The sequence below is a fragment of the uncultured Granulicatella sp. genome, assembly GCF_963516875.1.
Taxonomy (GTDB): domain Bacteria; phylum Bacillota; class Bacilli; order Lactobacillales; family Aerococcaceae; genus Granulicatella.
Genome location: NZ_CAUQCL010000014.1, coordinates 1 through 18361, shown reverse-complemented (window position 1 = coordinate 18361; position 18361 = coordinate 1). Strand labels below are relative to the sequence as shown.

Sequence of the window (18361 nt, the reverse complement as noted above, 5' to 3'; positions counted from 1 at the left end):
GGTATTATTGTCAGATAGCCATCGTTCGATCAGAGAGATTAGTAATCAATATTTACCAAATAAACAAAGTTCCAAAAGAAAGTGGGTAGATTTTCCAAATTATTTACACCCAAAAGAAGAAATTTATTTTGGAACAAATCAAGACAGTGAACAGGAAACGACTGTGGAACATTATTTGCCCTTTTCAAAGCAACAGAAATCTGCTTTAGAAGAAAAAGATGCTCCTCAGACAAAAGATGGAATTTTCCAATCCTTTAAAGAAAGTAGTCAAAGAGGAAATAATCGGGAGAAATGGCGTAGTTTTTTACAAGAAAAGCCTGCAAGAAAACGATTCACTCCTTCTACAGTTCCTTCTATTCTAAAAGGAATGACACCGTCAATACCGAAAAAGGTAGAAATACCTTATGAAGTATTAGAAGAAAGATTAAGAGTGGAGGCAGAGGATTTGTTAATTTTTTCGAGTGAAGAAACGCCTTTGGTTATGGTGGAAGAGGTAGCTGTAGCTCAAGAGGAAGTTAAAAAAGCAAATCATATGCCATCAAAAATTCAATCAGCTTTATCTTCAGTTCAAATGGTTCAGGATACATTATTGAGTAGTTTACCTGACACACAAGCAATGGAAGTTTTAGCACCAGAATTACACCCTTTACCTGGAAAACAAAGAAGAGCAATGAATCGAACATTATCTTGGATTATGGAGCAGGAACAAGGAAAAGATACATTACCATATAGTCAAAAGTAAAAATAGGAAGTGGAATTGATCATGGATAAAAGTAAAATTTATCATTTTACGGGTATAAAAGGTTCAGGAATGAGCGCATTAGCCTTAGTATTGCATGGAGAAGGATATTCTGTTCAAGGTTCTGACTTGGAGAATTATTTCTTCACTCAAAAAGGCTTAGAAGATGCGGGAATCAAAATGTTTCCGTTTAGTGCAGATAATATTCAAGAAGGACAAGTTGTTATTGCGGGGAATGCTTTCCCAGATAGTCACGAAGAATTAGTAGCAGCACGTGAAAAAGGGATTGAAGTGATTCGTTATCATAAGTTTTTAGGTGAATTATTAAAAGGATACCAAAGTGTTGCAATAACAGGTTCGCATGGGAAAACAAGTACAACAGGATTATTAGCGCATGTTTTAAGTGCAATGGAACCAACAAGTTATCTAATTGGTGATGGTACAGGACATGGAGTAGAAGCATCTGAATATTTTGTATTAGAAGCTTGTGAATACAAACGTCATTTTATGGCGTATAAACCTGATTATGCCATTATGACGAATATTGATTTTGATCATCCTGATTATTACACGGATATTGACGATGTTCAAAGTGCTTTTGAATCATTTGGTCGTCAAGTGAAAAAAGGAATTATTGCATGTGGAGATGATACAAGACTACGTGAGTTAGATGTGACAACGCCAATTACCTATTATGGAATTGCAAAAGGGAACGATGTTGTAGCTGAAAATATTGAAAAAGATACACAAGGAAGCCATTTTGATGTTTATATCCATGGACAATTTTATGGTAAATTCGATATCCCAACATTTGGAACCCATAATATTTTGAATGCATTAGCAATTATTACATTCTACTACTTAAATGATTTTAATCCAGAAGAATTGGCAGCTAATTTAAAAACATTTGGTGGAGTAAAACGTCGTTTTTCAGAGAAAAAAATTAAAGATATTACAGTCATTGATGATTATGCACACCATCCGTCTGAAATTCGAGCGACATTAGATGCAGCAAGACAAAAATATCCTACAAAGAAAATTGTAGCTGTTTTTCAACCACATACTTTTACAAGAACGATTGCTTTGTTAGATGAATTTGCTAAAGCCTTATCATTAGCGGACGATGTCTATTTATGTGATATTTTTGCATCTGTTCGTGAAAAATCAGGAAATGTTTCGATTGAAGATTTAGCAGCGTTAGTAGAAGGTGGAGCTAGTGTGTTGAAAATCGAAAATGTTTCTCCATTATTAACTTATAAAGATGCTGTTATTGTCTTCATGGGAGCAGGAGATGTACAAAAATTTGAATTTGCTTATGAGCAATTATTAAGTAGTACTTCTCCAACACAAAATTAATATGAAAATTTAATGAAAACAGTTGACATCATATTTTCATTTTGCTAGAATAACATTACTTAATTAAATATATGGTTATTGAACTTGAGGCGCGGATGACAAAAGTACGTGATTACGGAAAGGGGATTTCGCCGAAATGTAGCAAAGCTATGTTGGGGGCTGGTCATAATAGGTCAGTCACTGTCACACTCTCTGCCCAGACCAGTGTGAAGTGCAATCAATTACCGGGCAAAAGCAGTTTATGTTAATTTTTTCTGTACACTTTTTTTAGGATAAGAGTCTATTCAGGGGAGATTGCGGACCTTTTGTTCGTAATCTCTCTTTTTTATTTGAGTCCTGAAGTTGATAGCCAAGAGGAGAGGATTTTTATGAAAAAAAATTTATTAAAAGGATTATTAACTGTAGCAATCGGTTTAGGGTTAGCAGCATGTGGTAGTAAATCATCAAGCAACCAATTAGTGGTTGGGATGGAAGCGGGCTATCCTCCATTTAACTGGACACAACAAACAGATGCTAATGGTGCTGTAAAAATCCAAGGAACAAATGATTATGCTGGCGGTTATGATGTTGAAATTGCAAAACGTGTCGCTAAAAAATTAAATAAAGAATTAGTTGTTGTAAAAACTGAGTGGGATGGCTTAACACCTGGTGTTGTTTCTGGTAAACTAGATGCAATCATTGCTGGTATGAGTCCAACTGCTGAAAGAAAAGAAGCTATTGATTTTTCTGACAACTATTACAAATCACAATTAGTAATGATTGTTAAAAAAGGAAGCAAATTTGAACAAGCTAAAACATTAGCTGACTTCTCAGGCGCTAAAGTAACTGGACAATTAAACACTTTCCACTACAGCGTAATTGATCAAATTCCAGGCGTTGCAAAACAACCTGCAATGGATAACTTCCCTGCAATGCGTGTAGCATTACAAGCTGGAACAATTGATGCGTATGTTTCTGAATTACCTGAAGGTGTTTCTGCTCAAGCTGCAAATTCAGATTTCGTTATGATTAAATTAACAGATGGATTCCAAGCAAGTGATGAAGATACAGATACAGCTGTTGGATTGAAAAAAAATAGCCCATTAAAAGATGCTATTAACAAAGCTTTATCAGAAATTTCTGATGCAGAACGTCAACAAATTATGGATGAAGCAATCAAAAATCAACCTGCAGCAAACTAACGGCAAAATAACATATTTTATTAGACTAGAAGGGGGAACCCTTCTAGATACATAATTAAAAAAAGAAAGAGGACAAAAGATGAATATTGAATGGATTATCAAAATTATACAAGATAATTGGCCAATGTTTCTAAATGGAGCTTGGGTGACATTATATATTTCTATTATCGGTACAATTATTGGAACAGTTATCGGTTTATTAATTGGTTTAGTAAAAACAATTCCGATGCCAGAAAAAGGATCAAAAAGAATTACTTTAAAAATTGCTAATGCGATTTTAACAGCTTATACAGAGTTCTTTAGAGGAACTCCGATGATTGTACAAGCAATGGTTATCTATTATGGTTCAGCTTTAGCATTTGGAATTGATATGGATCGTACATTTGCTGCAATTTTCATTGTATCCATTAACACTGGTGCTTATATGTCTGAAATTGTTCGTGGAGGAATTATTTCTATTGATAAAGGACAATTTGAAGCGGCTCAAGCTATTGGGATGACGCATACTCAAACAATGATGAATGTTATTTTCCCTCAAGTTATTCGTAATATTTTACCTGCAACAGGAAATGAGTTTGTAATTAACATTAAAGATACTTCTGTGTTAAACGTAATTTCTGTTTCTGAATTATACTTTGCAACAAAAACAGTTGCGGGAGCAAATTTCCGATACTTTGAAACATTCTTTGTCACATTAATTTTATACTTCATTATGACAACAGTTTTAACACAAATTTTACGTTATATTGAACGTAAAATGGACGGTCCAGATAACTATGAAATTATTCATTCAGATCCATTAAACTCTAATTCAATGGCATCTGTGTACGAAAAAACGAAAGGGAAAGGATAAGAGTCATGAGTCAAGAAGTAGTAACGATTAAACATTTAAATAAAGTATTCGGGACTCATGAAGTCCTAAAAGATATTTCATTTTCAGTGCAGTCTGGTGAAGTAGTAACGATTATTGGTTCTTCAGGTTCAGGAAAATCTACTTTATTACGTTGTGTAAACTTATTAGAAAAACCAACTTCAGGTGAAATTTTATATAACGGGAAAAATATTTTAGATGAAGATACAAATATTTATGAATATCGTACTCATTTAGGAATGGTTTTCCAACAATTTAATTTGTTTAATAACTTAAATGTATTAGAAAACTGTACAGTTGGTCCTATTAAAGTGTTGAAAAAATCTAAAGAAGAAGCTGAGGAAATTGCGAAAGGTTTCTTAGAAAAAGTTGGTATGAGTGCATACTTAAATGCTCGTCCTCGTCAATTGTCTGGTGGACAAAAACAACGTGTAGCAATTGCTAGAGCATTATCAATGCAACCAGATGTATTATTATTTGACGAACCAACTTCTGCATTAGATCCAGAGATGGTAAATGAAGTTTTAGAGACAATGAAGAGTTTAGCTCATACTGGATTAACAATGATTATTGTAACTCATGAAATGGAATTTGCTAGAGATGTCAGTGACCGTGTTATCTTTATGGATAAAGGGGTTATTGCTGAAGAGGGAACTGCAGAGCAAATCTTTACAAATCCACAAAAAGAAAGAACAAAAGAGTTCTTAATGCGTGTATTGTCTTAATTTGACTTTTCTGATAGTAGTAAAGGACGGCAGCAGTTATCGAAAGGTATCTGCTGCCGAACTGTTTTTAAAGTAAACTAAAAAGGAGAGTTTTTTCGTTTAATGGCTCCTGTTGGGCAATGAGTATAGGCCTCTTTAAAGGCTTCTCTTTCTTGTTCTGGAATTGGAAGGCTTCCGGTATTATTATCATGTTTCATAAAAGCTATGCCATCAGTATCGTACTCAAAAAGTTTGCTAGCTTTTAATTGACAAATACCGCAGGCAATACAACTCTCACAATCGACTTTTCCATAAATAGGTTGTATTTTTTTTGAATTCATATGAGAGCCTCCATTTCTAATAGTAATTTATGATTATTGTAAGTTTCTCATATTTTTTAAAAATTTTCAAAATATTTAAAAAAGCGATGACAATACTAAAAAATATGCTAAAATACTATCTAGAGAAGGAAAAGATTGCATATTATAGATGAAATATGCTATAGTTTTATATGAGTAAAGTCTAATGACGACAGTGGTTGAATTTAGGAGGATTTTTAATGACAGATAATTTAAATAATGAAAGAGACCCAAAAAAAGAGCAACCATGGGATCGCCAATTTGGTGAAGATACGCAAAAAGCACGTCAGTATTCACGAAGTGCTCGTAATGCTAATGGTAAAACATCAGCACCATTGTTAAGTGTGCTATTATTTGTATTTATTGTTGTAGTTGTATCACCACTTTTATTTATGATGTGGTTCTATTGGACAAGTTCTAAGACTGAGGTGAAGCCTCGTACTGCAGATGAAGTAATGTTAACAAAGGTAGTTGAAACAACTGCTGCAGAAACAACTACAGTTGAGACAACAGCTTCTACAACAAATGCTAACACCACAACTTCATCATCAGCTTCAAGACAACAAAATAATCAAAGAGAACAATCAACTTCTGAAACACCAACTACTCAAAATCAAAATGGTACTTATGGAAGTTATACAGTTCAAGCTGGTGAGACATTATATAGAATTGCAGTGAATCATGGGATGGATGTAGATACATTAAAATCGATTAATGGATTAACAAGCAATAACATTTCACCAGGAATGCAATTAAAAGTATTACAACCAAGACAATAACAGCTAAAGGCTGGGCAGCAAGTCCAGCCTTTTAGGTTGTTATAAGGCAAAAATATAAAAATTTAAAGGAGATATGCTATATGCAAGTTGCAATTGATGGACCTGCTTCATCTGGAAAAAGCACTATTTCAAAATTAATTGCGAAAGAAAATCATTTTGTTTATCTAGATACTGGAGCAATGTACAGAGTCGTAACATTGGCAGTACTAAGAAATCATATTTCATTAGATGATCATGAAGCTATTGAAAATTTAGTTCAAACAATTGAAATTGGTTTTTCAATGCAGGACGGTAAACAAAGTGTATTTATGAATAAAGAAGATGTTACAGATGAAATTAGAAGCTTAGAAGTGACTAAAAATGTTTCAGCGGTTTCTGCATTAAAAGAAGTTCGTACTAGATTAGTTGATTTACAACGAGAAATTGCGGAAAATCATTCGATTATTATGGATGGAAGAGATATTGGTACAGTTGTACTTCCACAAGCAGAGATTAAAATTTTCCTTGTGGCGAGTGTAGAAGAAAGAGCAAAACGTCGTTTTATTGAAAATCAAGAAAAAGGCATTGAGATGTCTTATGAAGAATTAGTAGAAGATATCCGTCGTCGTGATTATATTGATTCAACTCGTAAAGAATCTCCACTAAAAAAAGCAGAAGATGCTATAGAAATTGATACAACAACAATGACAATTGAAGATGTTGTATCAACAGTCACTGAATTAATTCGAAAAAAACAATAACAAGTGGTTCACTCATAGGATATTACTAGTATTGTGAAAGAAATAGTGATATGATGTATAAAGGAGAAAAAATAAATTATTAGTATTATTTTTTCGTTCGAATGAATGGTTGCGTAATAGGAGGAAGTCAAATGTCAGAATTACAAACAATGCAAGATGCACTTGATATTGTAAAAGATATCCAAGTTGGAGACTTAGTTCAAGGAGAAGTACTAGTTTTACAAGATAAACAGGCCATTGTTGGTATTATTGGTGGAGGAGTTGAAGGAGTGATTCCTTTTAATGAATTATCAGCAACTCCATTTGAAAAAGTTGAAGATGTTGTAAAAGTGGGAGATGTATTAGACTTAGTAGTCATTAAACCGATTAAAGATAAAGAAAACGGTAGTTTCTTACTTTCAAAACGTCGTGTAGATGCTCGTAAAGTTTGGGAAGAACTTCAAGCTAAAGCAGATAATCATGAACAAGTTGAAGGAACTGTTAAAGATGTAGTGAAAGGCGGTTTAGTAGTTGATGCAGGCGTTCGTGCATTTGTTCCAGCTTCAATGATTTCTGACCACTTCGTTTCAGATTTAAAACAATTTAAAGGACAAACATTATTATTTGATATTGTTGAGATTTTGCCAAGTGATAATCGTTTAATTTTATCTCGTAAAGAAATCGTAGCGAATGAAAAAGCAGCAAAACGTGCTTCTGCGTTAGAATCTGTTTATGAAGGTGCAATTGTTACAGGTAAAGTTGCTCGCTTAACAAACTTTGGTGCGTTCATTGATTTAGGAGGCATTGATGGATTAGTTCATGTTTCTGAAATTTCTCATGAACATGTATCAAAACCAAGCGATTTCTTAGCAGTAGGACAAATTGTTGAAGCAAAAGTTATTGGATTAGATGTTGAAAAAGGTCGTGTTTCTCTATCAATCAAAGAAACAGTTGCAGGACCATGGGACAATATTACTGAACGTGCAGCAGTTGATTCTACATTAGTTGGAACTGTTAAACGTTTTGCAGCATTTGGTGCATTTGTTGAATTATTCCCTGGAGTAGAAGGATTAGTTCACATTTCTCAAATTGCTCATAAACATATTGCAACTCCTCAAGAAGTACTTCAAGTAGGACAAGAAGTATCTGTTAAAGTTTTAGAAGTAAATGAAGCAGAAAAACGTATTTCATTAAGTATTAAAGCTTTAGAAGAAGCTCCAGTTGTTGAAAAACCTGAAGTTGAAGAAGTTGTGGAAGAAGAATATGTATTACCTGAAGAGGATGTAACATTTTCATTAGCAGATCGTTTAGGTGATCAATTATCTGAATTAGTTGTTGAAGACTAATTGAAACTATTAAATTTGGGTGAGGTTGGGAAAAACTCCCAGCCTCATTTTTTGAGAAAGGAGGAATTTTGATGTCAACACCAGTTATTGCGATTGTAGGTCGTCCTAATGTTGGAAAATCTACCATTTTCAACCGAGTTGTTGGTGAAAGAATTTCGATTGTAGAAGATATTGCTGGAGTAACGAGAGATAGAATTTATTCTGAAGGTGAATGGTTAGGACATCCATTTCATATTATTGATACAGGTGGTATCGATATAACTGATGAGCCATTTATGTCGAATATTCGTATGCAAGCTGAAATTGCAATGGAAGAAGCAGATGTCATTATTTTCTTAACAAGTGTTAAAGAAGGTGTCACATCAACGGATGAACATATTGCAAAAATGCTATATCGTACGAATAAGCCAGTATTATTAGCAGTTAATAAAGTGGATAATCCAGAATTAAGAGCCGATATTTTTGATTTTTATGCATTAGGATTTGGAGAACCATTTCCAATTTCAGGAAGTCATGGTTTAGGGCTTGGAGATTTATTAGATGCTGCAGTGAAGGCTTTTCCAGAACATGATAGTGAAGAAGATGATACAGATGTCATTCGTTTTAGCTTTATTGGTCGCCCAAATGTAGGGAAATCTAGTTTAGTAAATGCAATGTTAGGGGAAGAACGAGTAATTGTATCAAATGTTGCAGGAACAACTCGTGATGCCATTGATACAAGCTTTACGGACGAGGAAGGTACAATCTTTAAAATGATTGATACAGCTGGTATTCGTAAAAAAGGACGTGTTTTCGAATCTACTGAGAAATACAGTGTTTTACGTGCATTAAGAGCGATTGAACGTAGTGATATTGTTTGTGTTGTCTTGAATGCCGAAGAAGGAATTCAAGAACAAGATAAGAAAATTGCAGGATATGCTCATGAAGCAGGTAAAGGTGTCATTATTTTAGTGAATAAATGGGATACTTTAGAAAAAGATAATTCAACTTTTAAAGAGTTTGAAGATAATATTCGAAAAGAATTCCTATACTTATCGTATGCACCAATTTTATTCGTTTCAGCTAAAACAAAACAAAGATTGGTCAGAATTGCACCATTATTAAAAGAAATTCATGAAGTTCGTTCTAAACGTATTTCATCATCGATTTTAAATGATGTATTAATGGATGCTATTGCAATGAATCCAACTCCAACAGATAAAGGAAATCGATTGAAGATTTATTATATGACGCAAGTTGCAATTCAACCACCAACTTTTGTTGTTTTCGTAAATGATGTAGAATTAATGCACTTTTCATACGAACGTTTCTTGGAAAATCGAATTCGTGCTGCCTTTGGATTTGAAGGAACACCTATTCATATGATTGTTCGTCAAAGAAAATGATAAAATCCTAGTATTATTCGTTGAAAGTCCGTCAATCAAATGGTATACTTGTCTAGAAATCAACAGTAAGGTTTCCAGTATTATTGGACCACTCAATAACTACTGAATTATTTCTTATGTGATGGAGGTGAAACTAACATGGCAAATAAAGCAGAATTAGTAGATCGCGTAGCTAAAAAAACGCAATTAACAAAGAAAGATGTTTCAGCAGCTGTTGATGCATTATTCGAAACAATTCAAGAAGCATTACAAGCAGGTGAAAAAGTACAAGTTATCGGATTTGGTAACTTTGAAGTACGTGAACGTGCAGCTCGTAAAGGACGTAACCCTCAATCAGGTGAAGAAATCCAAATCGAAGCAAGCAAAGTTCCTGCATTCAAAGCAGGTAAAGCTTTGAAAGATGCTGTAAAAAACTAATCAGTTTATTATGACATTTTCATAGAAACTATTTCATAAAGGTGCTATATTAGAGTTAAATCAATATAGCATCTTTTTTATTATGTTAGAAATGGAGAAAATATGAAATCAATTGTTGAACAAATTCAAAATGCATTAGAAGAACAAGAATTAGAAAAAGTATATTCACTTTTTCATCAATTTATGAATGATGTGACCGAAGACAAAATCGAAGAATTAATCGAGTTAGCTGTATTTAGTGCTAGTAGTGGATTTTTTGATGAAGCAAGACAGGCGTATTTATTATTAACTCAATTTGAACCTGAAGAATCATCTTGGACTATTTTACTTGCAGAAATTTTAGTCAATCAAGGGGAATATGATCAAGCCTTATCTGTTTTATATGATATTCCTGAAGATAACCCGAATTATCCAAGTGTTTTAGTAATTTTATCTGAGTTATATAAAGCGCAAGGCTATTATGATGTTGCTGAAAGAAAGTTATTAGTCGCAAAAGAATTAGCTCCTGAAGAAGCTATCTTAGATTTTTATCTTGGGACTTTATTATTTGAATCTGGTTCGATGGAAAGAAGTGCACAGTATTTAGAAAGGTTTCTAAAAAATTCAACTGAAGAAACAGGAGAAGAGAATCGTGCAAGAGAATTATTAGTGGAAGCTTCTTTGGAGATTGGAAATGATGCACCTTTACAAGAATTTGTATCCGATGACGGATTAGAATCATCTTCTAATGAATTATTAATGAGTATTGCAAAACATGATATCAAAGAAGGAAATTATGACCATGCAAAAAAAATATATCAAGAAATTTTATCTCGTGATGAAGAAAACTATGAAGCCTTACTAGGATTAAGTCATATTCAAATGTTTAAACATGATTATTTAAAAGCGATTATGAGCTTATCTAAAATTACAGAAACTTATCCATATGAAAAAGAACCATTCTTTAGTTTAGGTGTGAGTTATTTATCAATTGGGCAAATGGAAAAAGGACAAGAAGCCTTAAAACAAGCTTATGAATTATCTCCTGAATCATTTGACATTATGCAAGCTTATACAGAAATATTATTATATCAAGAAGAGTTTGAAGAAGTACAAGATATTTTAGCGCAAGAGATAGAAGAAGGTTTAGAAAATGGGCAAATTTTCTATTTAATGGCAAGAGCAAAAGAAGGTCTAGAACAATTTGAAGAAGCATTGGAATTCTATCAAAAAGCTAGTGTTGAATTAGAAGATTCAGTAGAGTTTATTGTTGATTATGTAAGATTCCTTCGTGAAGAAGGTAGAATTACTGAAGCAAAAGAATGGTTAGAACATGGACAAAATTTAGAACCATTAAATGAGGATTTACAAGAATTACAACAATATTTTGAAGCATAAGGAGTGAAGAAGATGTTTCAACCAAGTTTAGAAGATAAGAAAAATTTTATTTCATGGTTTGTATCGAATCATGCTTTAAAAAGAAGAGAAGCGCTATGGATTTTAAATTATTTATTAAATCATGAACTATTATTAAAACAAATTCATTTTGTGGAAAGAGTGGATTGTACACCAAAAGGAATGTGGTTTTCAACAGATCAAGCGCCCGATGAATCGTTTTATTTTTATAAAGCAGGAACACGTTTTAATAATCCAGAACAAGCATTCCATGATATTCGTTTGAATTGGAAAGAAGAATGTTATATTGAAATGGAATTTGAAGATGCTTACTTAACTATGGTTAAATTTGGTATACTAGAAAAGAATCCTTTTTATGAAGAGGAAAGTTCTTCAGATGAAGAAGTCCATCAAGCATTAACAGAAATTCAAACGGATGTCTTAAAAAAGGAAATTTTAACGCAAATTGATCAAGCGTTAGAAACTGGTAATCAAGAGTTATTTATAAAATTAACCGAACAATTAAAAGAATTAGAAAAGTAAGAGAAAGAGAGGCGAGTGAATGTCGATTCAAAAAGAACCATTATTTTTAAAAGCATTACCTGTGATGAAACAATTGGTAGATGCTGGATATGAAGCTTATTTTGTAGGTGGTTCCGTAAGAGATATGCTCCTTCATAAGCCTATTTCCGATGTAGATATTGCTACTAGTGCTACTCCGCTTGAAGTTAAAGAAATCTTTCCTCATACAGTAGATGTGGGAATTGAACATGGAACAGTGATGGTGATTCATCATAAAGAAGGTTATGAAGTCACTACTTTTAGAACAGAAGAAGGTTACGAGGATTTTAGACATCCAGATAAGGTAACTTTTGTTCGCTCGTTAGAAGAAGATTTAAAACGACGTGATTTTACGATTAATGCTTTAGCAATTGGTATTGATGATCAATTGATAGATTTTTTCGATGGAATTGGTGATATAGAACGTCAATGTATTCGCTGTGTTGGAGATGCCAAAGAACGTTTCAATGAAGATGCGTTACGAATGTTTCGTGCGGTACGTTTTGTCGGTCAATTGGGATTTCAAATTGAAGAAAAAACAAAAAATGCTATTTCACTACTGAAGATGAATTTATCTAAAGTAGCTGTTGAACGCATGAAAGTTGAATTTGAAAAAATGATTCAAAGTTCTCATCGAAAAGAAGCGATGCAACTATTTGTTGAAACGGGCTTATACCAAGCGTGTCCATTATTTGATGGAAAAGACAAAATTCTTTTGAAATTAGCTGAATTTCCTTTAAAAGAGATGAGTGTCTTGCAAGCTTGGATTTTATTCGTAGATGAACTAAATTTGAGTGATAAAGAAGTAACTCACTTATTGAAATCTTGGAAGTCTTCAAATGAACAAATTCGAGATGTATTAGTTGGATATAGAACGTATCGTGAAAGAAAAGAAGAAGAGTGGAATTTCTTTTTAGCGTATGCTTGCCCATATGAAGTTGCCTGTGAAGTGGAGCAATTATTGATTGCTCAAGGTGAGAGTGAATCCTTGAGAGATTTAGAAGGAACTTATGAAACATTACCGATTCGTTCAATGAATGATATTCAATTAAACGGACATGATATTATTCGTATTCTTCAGTTAGAAAAGAAAGGTCCTATTATTGGACAAGTTTTGCAAACAATTGAGAAAATGATTTTAGAGCAAAGTATTTCTAACGAAGCAACAGAATTGGCAGCGTATGTGTTGTCCCACTTTGGAAGTGGAAAATGAATAATCGTTGAAAATATTTAATTTCAATGGTAAAATTTGAATGTAAAGAATAAAAAGTGTTTTCACTATTCAGAACAGTGAAAGCATACTTAAAAAGGAGAGACTTTTATGAAAAAAGTAATGTCAGGATTACGTTTTGTATTCCGTAACGGAGAAACATGGACGATTAACCGTCGCTTAATTGGAGATTTATGGATCAAACAAGTTACAACATCGTTTGGTCGTATTAATGGAAGTGAATTCCAAGAAATTCATCCATGTGAATCATTACGTATTGAAGTGTTTCCTGAAGCAGACCACGTAATGTCTGAAGATATTAACTTAGGTGGATTAGAGTTAGGAATGTTCGAACGTGTTAAAAAATATAGCGATATCGAATTAATGGATATTTTATATTTAGATAGTGATCATCCAAAATCAGACGTGATTGTTTCAACTGATCGTGTTTACTTCCCTTATAGTCCAGTGGATGAAGATGGTAATGACAATAAATACCAAAGTTCAGCTATTGGAACACATGGTCACTTATACATTGTAATTGACCCAGCGAAAACTGTGGAAGATATTTACCCAGAGATTTAAATTACGAAGGACTTCTTTGTATAGTAGTATAGGACGCCAGCAGCTTCGCGAAGCGAATCTCATGCTTAACATACTACTATAAGAAGTCCTTCTCCATTTTTTTGTGAGGCCAATAGGGTCTCTTTTTTGTTTGTATGTTCATTTCATTCCTTTATTGAAGAAACGTTCGAAAACAGTTGAGAATAAATTGACAATAAAGAAGAAAAACAGGTAAAATAACGATGATTGAAACAAAAAAAGAAGGTGAGTAAATGCCGACTTATCAAGTAGGGTATGATGAAAATACTTGGGAATTTAATGATGCCATTGGAGCTGCTAACCCAGGGGATGTATTAGAAATTCAAAAAAATTATTTTTTAAATTTTTCTACAGATACTGCCTATGAAATTGATAAAAATCTTACTTTTTTAGGATTATTAGATGAAGAAAATGGAGAATTTTTCTTTACGAATAAATTTCAAGGAACCATTTCTCTAGATTGCGGTGCTTCTGTAGTTTTTGAAAATATTTGGTTTACAAATGTTAACAATACTACATTAATGACTATTAACGAAAATTGTTCAGTCACGTTTAAAAATTGTGTCTTTGAATGTACAGAAGAAGATAACGAATATTATTTAATATTTGCAAAAGATGATTCGTTTGTTACATTTGAAAATTGTAAAACACATTTTATTAGCGATAAAAGTAATCAAACCATTTTTCTAAAAAATTGTTCTTTAACGGAGAATGATTGCTTTTTCCAATGGAGAACTTTTTGTGAAGGTTCACAATTGAAATTTACGAATACCATTTGTGAGAACTACTCAGGGAATGCCGTTTCTATAAAAAAAGATTCAAGTTTAGAAGCTAATAATTGCCAATTTTATGGTGGAGATATACTGAAATCTTATCCACTGATTTGGATAGAAGATTCTTACTTTAGATTGGAAACAGGAACTATTGGTAAAATGAAACGAGGACAAGGGTTATATGCTGACGATAAGAGTGAAGTGTCACTAACAAATGTAACAGCTCAGGCCTTGGATATTCGAAAAAGTATTTGTCTTTTAGAAGATTGTAAAATTCTGGATTTAGTTTTCTTAGGACCATTTGCTTACTGTTATGCCCAAACGGTTTTATCTTTCCTTTGTGAGAGTGAATCGAGTATACCATTGAGATTATATAATGGCTCAACGATTTTTGCAGATCAAGTGTTATTTGAAAAAGCTCTTGATGTTAATATTGAAGCAACTGCGTCTTCATTAGTTCATATTTGTGAATTAATGTATGCTAATGGTAGTTCAAGTGAGTTAAACATTCATACGGATGAATTTTCAAAAATGTCTGCTGATGTTCGTCATACAACAGCTGCTGGAGCAGAGGGAAATGAGAATGCAGCTAAAGAATTAGACAGTTATGAAGAATTACAAAACTTAGTTGGCTTAGAAGCAGTTAAAAAAGAAATCGATACATTAATTGGAATGGTCGATTATAATAAACAACGTGTTTCTAGAGGAGAACCACCTCAACAATTAGTATTACACTCATTATTCATGGGAAATCCAGGTACGGGTAAAACAACCGTTGCACGTTTAATGGGTAAAATTTTATTTGAACGTGGAGCATTGTTTGGAGATACTTTTAAATTTGTGGAAGTTTCTGAATCAGATTTATTATCTGGATATGTGAACCAAACAACAACTCAAACATTAGCGAAATTAGAAGAAGCACGTGGTGGGGTACTATTTATCGATGAAGCTTATTCCTTAGATAAGAAGAGTACGAATGATACCGGAAAAGAAGCTATCACAACGATTCTTAAATATATGGAAGATCACAAAAATGAGATTATGATTATTTTTGCGGGATATACGAAAGAAATGGAGCAATTTTTACAAATTAATCCAGGATTAACTTCACGTGTTCCGAATCGATTAAATTTTGAAGACTATAATCCAGAACAAATTGTTCAAATGGGAATTAAGGGTCTACAAAAAAACAGCTATGAAATTGCAGATGTGGAGTACTATAGACGTAAAGTGACGTTGGAATATAATCGTTCGTTGGATCGTAGTAATGCACGTTGGATTCGTAATTTTAACGAAAAGATAATTAAACAATTAATTGCTCGTGTTATTGCTGAGAAAAGTGAAGATATTTCGCTCATTACAAATGCAGATATTGATGCTGTTCTAGATCTTGGTAAGTATCAAGATAATGGTACGAAGAAAGATGCTTGGGAAGAATTACATCAATTAATTGGTCTTCATAAAGTGAAAGAACAAGTAGAAGACTTTATTGCTCAAGCTGAAATGAATCGTAAACGTGAACAAGAAGGTTTTGCAACTTCTGTTGCGACTTTACATTCATTATTCTTAGGAAATCCAGGTACAGGTAAAACAACGGTTGCTAGAATTGTTGCGGAATTATTGTACCAAAAAGGCTTAATTGCTACGAATAAATTAATTGAAGTATCTCGTGGTGATTTAATTGGTGGTTATCAAGGACAAACAGCTATCAAAACAAGAGAACATTTACATGCAGCACTTGGTGGAGTTTTATTTATTGATGAAGCTTATTCTTTAAAACATGGTTCTAGTGATAATTTTGGACAAGAAGCCATTGATGAAATCTTGAAATTTATGGAAGATCATCGTCAAGATATGGTCGTGATTTTTGCTGGATATCATAAAGAAATGGCAGAATTTTTAGAATCTAACTCAGGATTGAAGAGTCGTGTTCCTACGACATTTGATTTTGAAGACTATAGTCCAGATGAAATCGCACAAATTGGTGAATTTATCTTACAAGGTCAAGGATATCAATATGATACTGAAAGTTATAGAGCAGTGGTTAAGGAAGCTTATGCTGAAACTGATGATCATAGTAATGGACGTTGGATTCGTAACTTTAACCAAAAATTATTGGCGCATATGTCTCGACGTGTGACAAAAGATGAATCAAGTGATTTTAATACGATTACAAGTGAAGATTTAGAAAAAATGAGGGAGGTATAAGATGACAGATTATGTAGCACCACCAAAAAAGAAAAAAGATTCTGATAATGATAATAAGGACTATGTAGTACCGCCGAAAAAAGATGACTACGTAGCTCCGCCTAAAAAGGATGATTATGTAGCTCCTCCAAAAAGAGATGACTATGTAGCGCCTCCTAAGAAAGGTCAATCAAATTCTTCTGATGAATGGAAAAAGAATCCAACTTTTCAAACTAAACCATCTTCTGAATATCCAAACGATTCAGAATTAGATCCTCAAATCATTCCTTATTCAGGATATGGTGGATATTTTGATACACCAAAACAAGATTTTAGTTTTTATTTAACTGGATATTTAGTGATTTCACTGTTATATTACTTTGCTTCTTTTCAAGAAATGGGATTTTTTGGAAAAATCTTCTGGTTTGGGTATATTCTTCTTTCAAATTATACTTATAGTTGGTATGCTGATTATCGTCGTTTCAAAGGTGGGATTCTAGGATGGTTCTTTACCCCTTATGGAGGAATTCGTGCTGGATTTGCTGCTTCTTCGATGATGGATTATAGTACTGGTAAAGTAAAACGTGGACTTTTCGGTGGCTATAAGATGAAAATGAAGAAAGATATTTGGTCAAATTTGTTTTCATTTGTGATTTTTACGATTATTATTGAATCTATTAAATATATGATTACAACTCCGATTGCATTTATCTCATTATTCTTCCATAAGAGTACAGTACGTAAATATGTAAGGGCTAGTAAAGAGGCTGTTAGAGGATAGAAATTGACTTTTTGAGGTAGCGGTGGACGTCAGCAGCTTTGCAAAAGCAAATCTCATGGCTAAATTTTGAGCCTGAGGTCTCAAAATTTCCAGTGATAAAATCTGCAATTGCAGTTTTTATCACTTGCGCTACAGCGAAAAGTCATTTCTATTTTGGCGTGTATTTACAAGAGCACGAAAAGAAATTGACTTTTTAAACTGTAGTGAAGGACGTTAGTTTCTATCATAAAAGTCATTTGCATTTGGTTTTGTATTTCTAAAAGAATGATAAAAACTATTGAGTACCGACTCCAATTTGGAGTCGGTATTTTCGTTGAAGTGCAATACAGATGAAGAACATTTTTTTATATTTTCAAGTCGAAATATTTGACAAAAAATTCGGGGGGGGGGTAAAATTAATTTCACTAATTTTATTTTGAGGTGTACAATGTTAGGTAAAAATAATCAATTTATGAATCAAAAAAAGTCTGGTAGAAAGTTTGAAAAATATTCTATCAAAAAATTAAAAGTGGGAGCTGCTAGTGTACTAGTCGGAGCAGGTTTCTTTTTAGGCTTCCATGTTGAAGCTAGTGAAGTGAATGAACCAGTAACAAATGAAGTTGTAAGTTTATCAACAAAGGAAAATAAAGAAAAAGTTGTTACGGTTGAAGAAAAATCAATTGAAACAACTCCATTTGCTGAAAATAAACTATCGAAAGAAAAGAATTCAAAACTTGCGGTAGAAAAACTAAGTTCAACAGATGAAGTTAAAAAAACAGAACAACCATCTGTTGAGAGTAAATCTACGGTTGAAACAAGTCAATTAACTGAAAAAATAACAGCTTTACAAGAACAAGTAAATCGTATTCGTTCAAATGAAAAACAAAAATCTTTTATTGAAAAAGCTGAAAAATTATTAGAAGAAGCAAAAGCTTTACAAATTTCGTCGACTGCGACACAAATAGAAGTAGATGCTAAAGCAAAAGAAATTAGTTCATTAACTTCTATCTTAAAATCAATTAAAGCTGAAGAAACAC

Annotated in this window: 16 protein-coding genes, 1 pseudogene and 1 riboswitch; of the genes and pseudogenes, 16 read left to right on the top strand and 1 reads right to left on the bottom strand. The window is 33.0% G+C overall.

Annotated features, from left to right (window positions below; all coding sequences use genetic code 11):
* The first annotated feature begins 7 nt into the window (after positions 1 to 7).
* The 4 genes and pseudogenes from RWM24_RS06265 to RWM24_RS06250 all read left to right on the top strand — a co-directional run bounded on the left by RWM24_RS06265 (position 8) and on the right by RWM24_RS06250 (position 4872).
* Entirely contained in the window at positions 8 to 742 is a 735-nt protein-coding gene (locus RWM24_RS06265; RefSeq protein WP_314112579.1) for a hypothetical protein, read from the top strand.
* 21 nt (positions 743 to 763) lie between these two features.
* The gene (murC, locus tag RWM24_RS06260; protein ID WP_314112577.1) at positions 764 to 2095 is read left to right on the top strand and encodes a UDP-N-acetylmuramate--L-alanine ligase; all 1332 of its coding nucleotides are present in this window, start codon (positions 764 to 766) and stop codon (positions 2093 to 2095) included.
* A 76-nt stretch (positions 2096 to 2171) separates the two neighbouring features.
* Positions 2172 to 2319: riboswitch (Lysine riboswitch) on the top strand.
* A gap of 144 nt (positions 2320 to 2463) precedes the next feature.
* Positions 2464 to 4129 (top strand): annotated as a pseudogene (locus RWM24_RS06255) (ABC transporter permease subunit).
* 5 nt (positions 4130 to 4134) lie between these two features.
* The gene (locus tag RWM24_RS06250) at positions 4135 to 4872 is read left to right on the top strand and encodes an amino acid ABC transporter ATP-binding protein (RefSeq protein ID WP_314112575.1); all 738 of its coding nucleotides are present in this window, start codon (positions 4135 to 4137) and stop codon (positions 4870 to 4872) included.
* 77 nt (positions 4873 to 4949) lie between these two features.
* Here RWM24_RS06250 and RWM24_RS06245 read toward each other — a convergent pair whose 3' ends face one another.
* Positions 4950 to 5192, bottom strand: a complete 243-nt coding sequence (locus RWM24_RS06245; RefSeq protein ID WP_314112573.1) for a ferredoxin — start codon at positions 5190 to 5192, stop codon at positions 4950 to 4952.
* A 218-nt stretch (positions 5193 to 5410) separates the two neighbouring features.
* Here RWM24_RS06245 and RWM24_RS06240 point away from each other — a divergent pair, with 218 nt between their 5' ends.
* From RWM24_RS06240 to RWM24_RS06185, 12 genes are all read left to right on the top strand, one after another.
* Positions 5411 to 5989 carry an SAG1386/EF1546 family surface-associated protein gene (locus RWM24_RS06240; protein ID WP_314112571.1) on the top strand — a complete coding sequence of 193 codons (579 nt, stop codon included), beginning with the start codon at positions 5411 to 5413 and terminating at the stop codon, positions 5987 to 5989.
* Between the two features lie 80 nt (positions 5990 to 6069).
* The gene (cmk, locus tag RWM24_RS06235; RefSeq protein WP_314112570.1) at positions 6070 to 6729 is read left to right on the top strand and encodes a (d)CMP kinase; all 660 of its coding nucleotides are present in this window, start codon (positions 6070 to 6072) and stop codon (positions 6727 to 6729) included.
* 131 nt (positions 6730 to 6860) lie between these two features.
* A complete protein-coding gene (rpsA, locus tag RWM24_RS06230; protein ID WP_314112568.1) occupies positions 6861 to 8054 on the top strand; it encodes a 30S ribosomal protein S1 in 1194 nt (397 codons plus the stop codon).
* A 71-nt stretch (positions 8055 to 8125) separates the two neighbouring features.
* Positions 8126 to 9439, top strand: coding sequence for a ribosome biogenesis GTPase Der (gene der / locus RWM24_RS06225; RefSeq protein ID WP_314112567.1), 1314 nt, complete (start codon positions 8126 to 8128; stop codon positions 9437 to 9439).
* Positions 9440 to 9577: 138 nt separating this feature from the next.
* A complete protein-coding gene (locus tag RWM24_RS06220; RefSeq protein WP_006702317.1) occupies positions 9578 to 9856 on the top strand; it encodes an HU family DNA-binding protein in 279 nt (92 codons plus the stop codon).
* Between the two features lie 102 nt (positions 9857 to 9958).
* On the top strand, positions 9959 to 11233 hold the full coding sequence (locus tag RWM24_RS06215; protein ID WP_314112565.1) for a tetratricopeptide repeat protein: 1275 nt from the start codon (positions 9959 to 9961) through the stop codon (positions 11231 to 11233).
* Between the two features lie 12 nt (positions 11234 to 11245).
* The gene (locus tag RWM24_RS06210) at positions 11246 to 11773 is read left to right on the top strand and encodes a YpiB family protein (RefSeq protein ID WP_314112563.1); all 528 of its coding nucleotides are present in this window, start codon (positions 11246 to 11248) and stop codon (positions 11771 to 11773) included.
* Between the two features lie 19 nt (positions 11774 to 11792).
* Positions 11793 to 13004, top strand: a complete 1212-nt coding sequence (locus tag RWM24_RS06205) for a CCA tRNA nucleotidyltransferase (RefSeq protein WP_314112561.1) — start codon at positions 11793 to 11795, stop codon at positions 13002 to 13004.
* Positions 13005 to 13112: 108 nt separating this feature from the next.
* Positions 13113 to 13586: a hypothetical protein gene (locus RWM24_RS06200; protein ID WP_314112559.1), complete on the top strand. Its 474-nt coding sequence runs from the start codon at positions 13113 to 13115 to the stop codon at positions 13584 to 13586.
* Between the two features lie 251 nt (positions 13587 to 13837).
* Positions 13838 to 16585, top strand: coding sequence for an AAA family ATPase (locus RWM24_RS06195; RefSeq protein ID WP_314112557.1), 2748 nt, complete (start codon positions 13838 to 13840; stop codon positions 16583 to 16585).
* A gap of 1 nt (position 16586) precedes the next feature.
* Positions 16587 to 17345, top strand: coding sequence for a hypothetical protein (locus RWM24_RS06190; RefSeq protein WP_314112555.1), 759 nt, complete (start codon positions 16587 to 16589; stop codon positions 17343 to 17345).
* Positions 17346 to 17772: 427 nt separating this feature from the next.
* A partial coding sequence (locus tag RWM24_RS06185) for a YSIRK-type signal peptide-containing protein (protein ID WP_314112553.1) occupies positions 17773 to 18361 on the top strand: 589 nt, incomplete at its 3' end.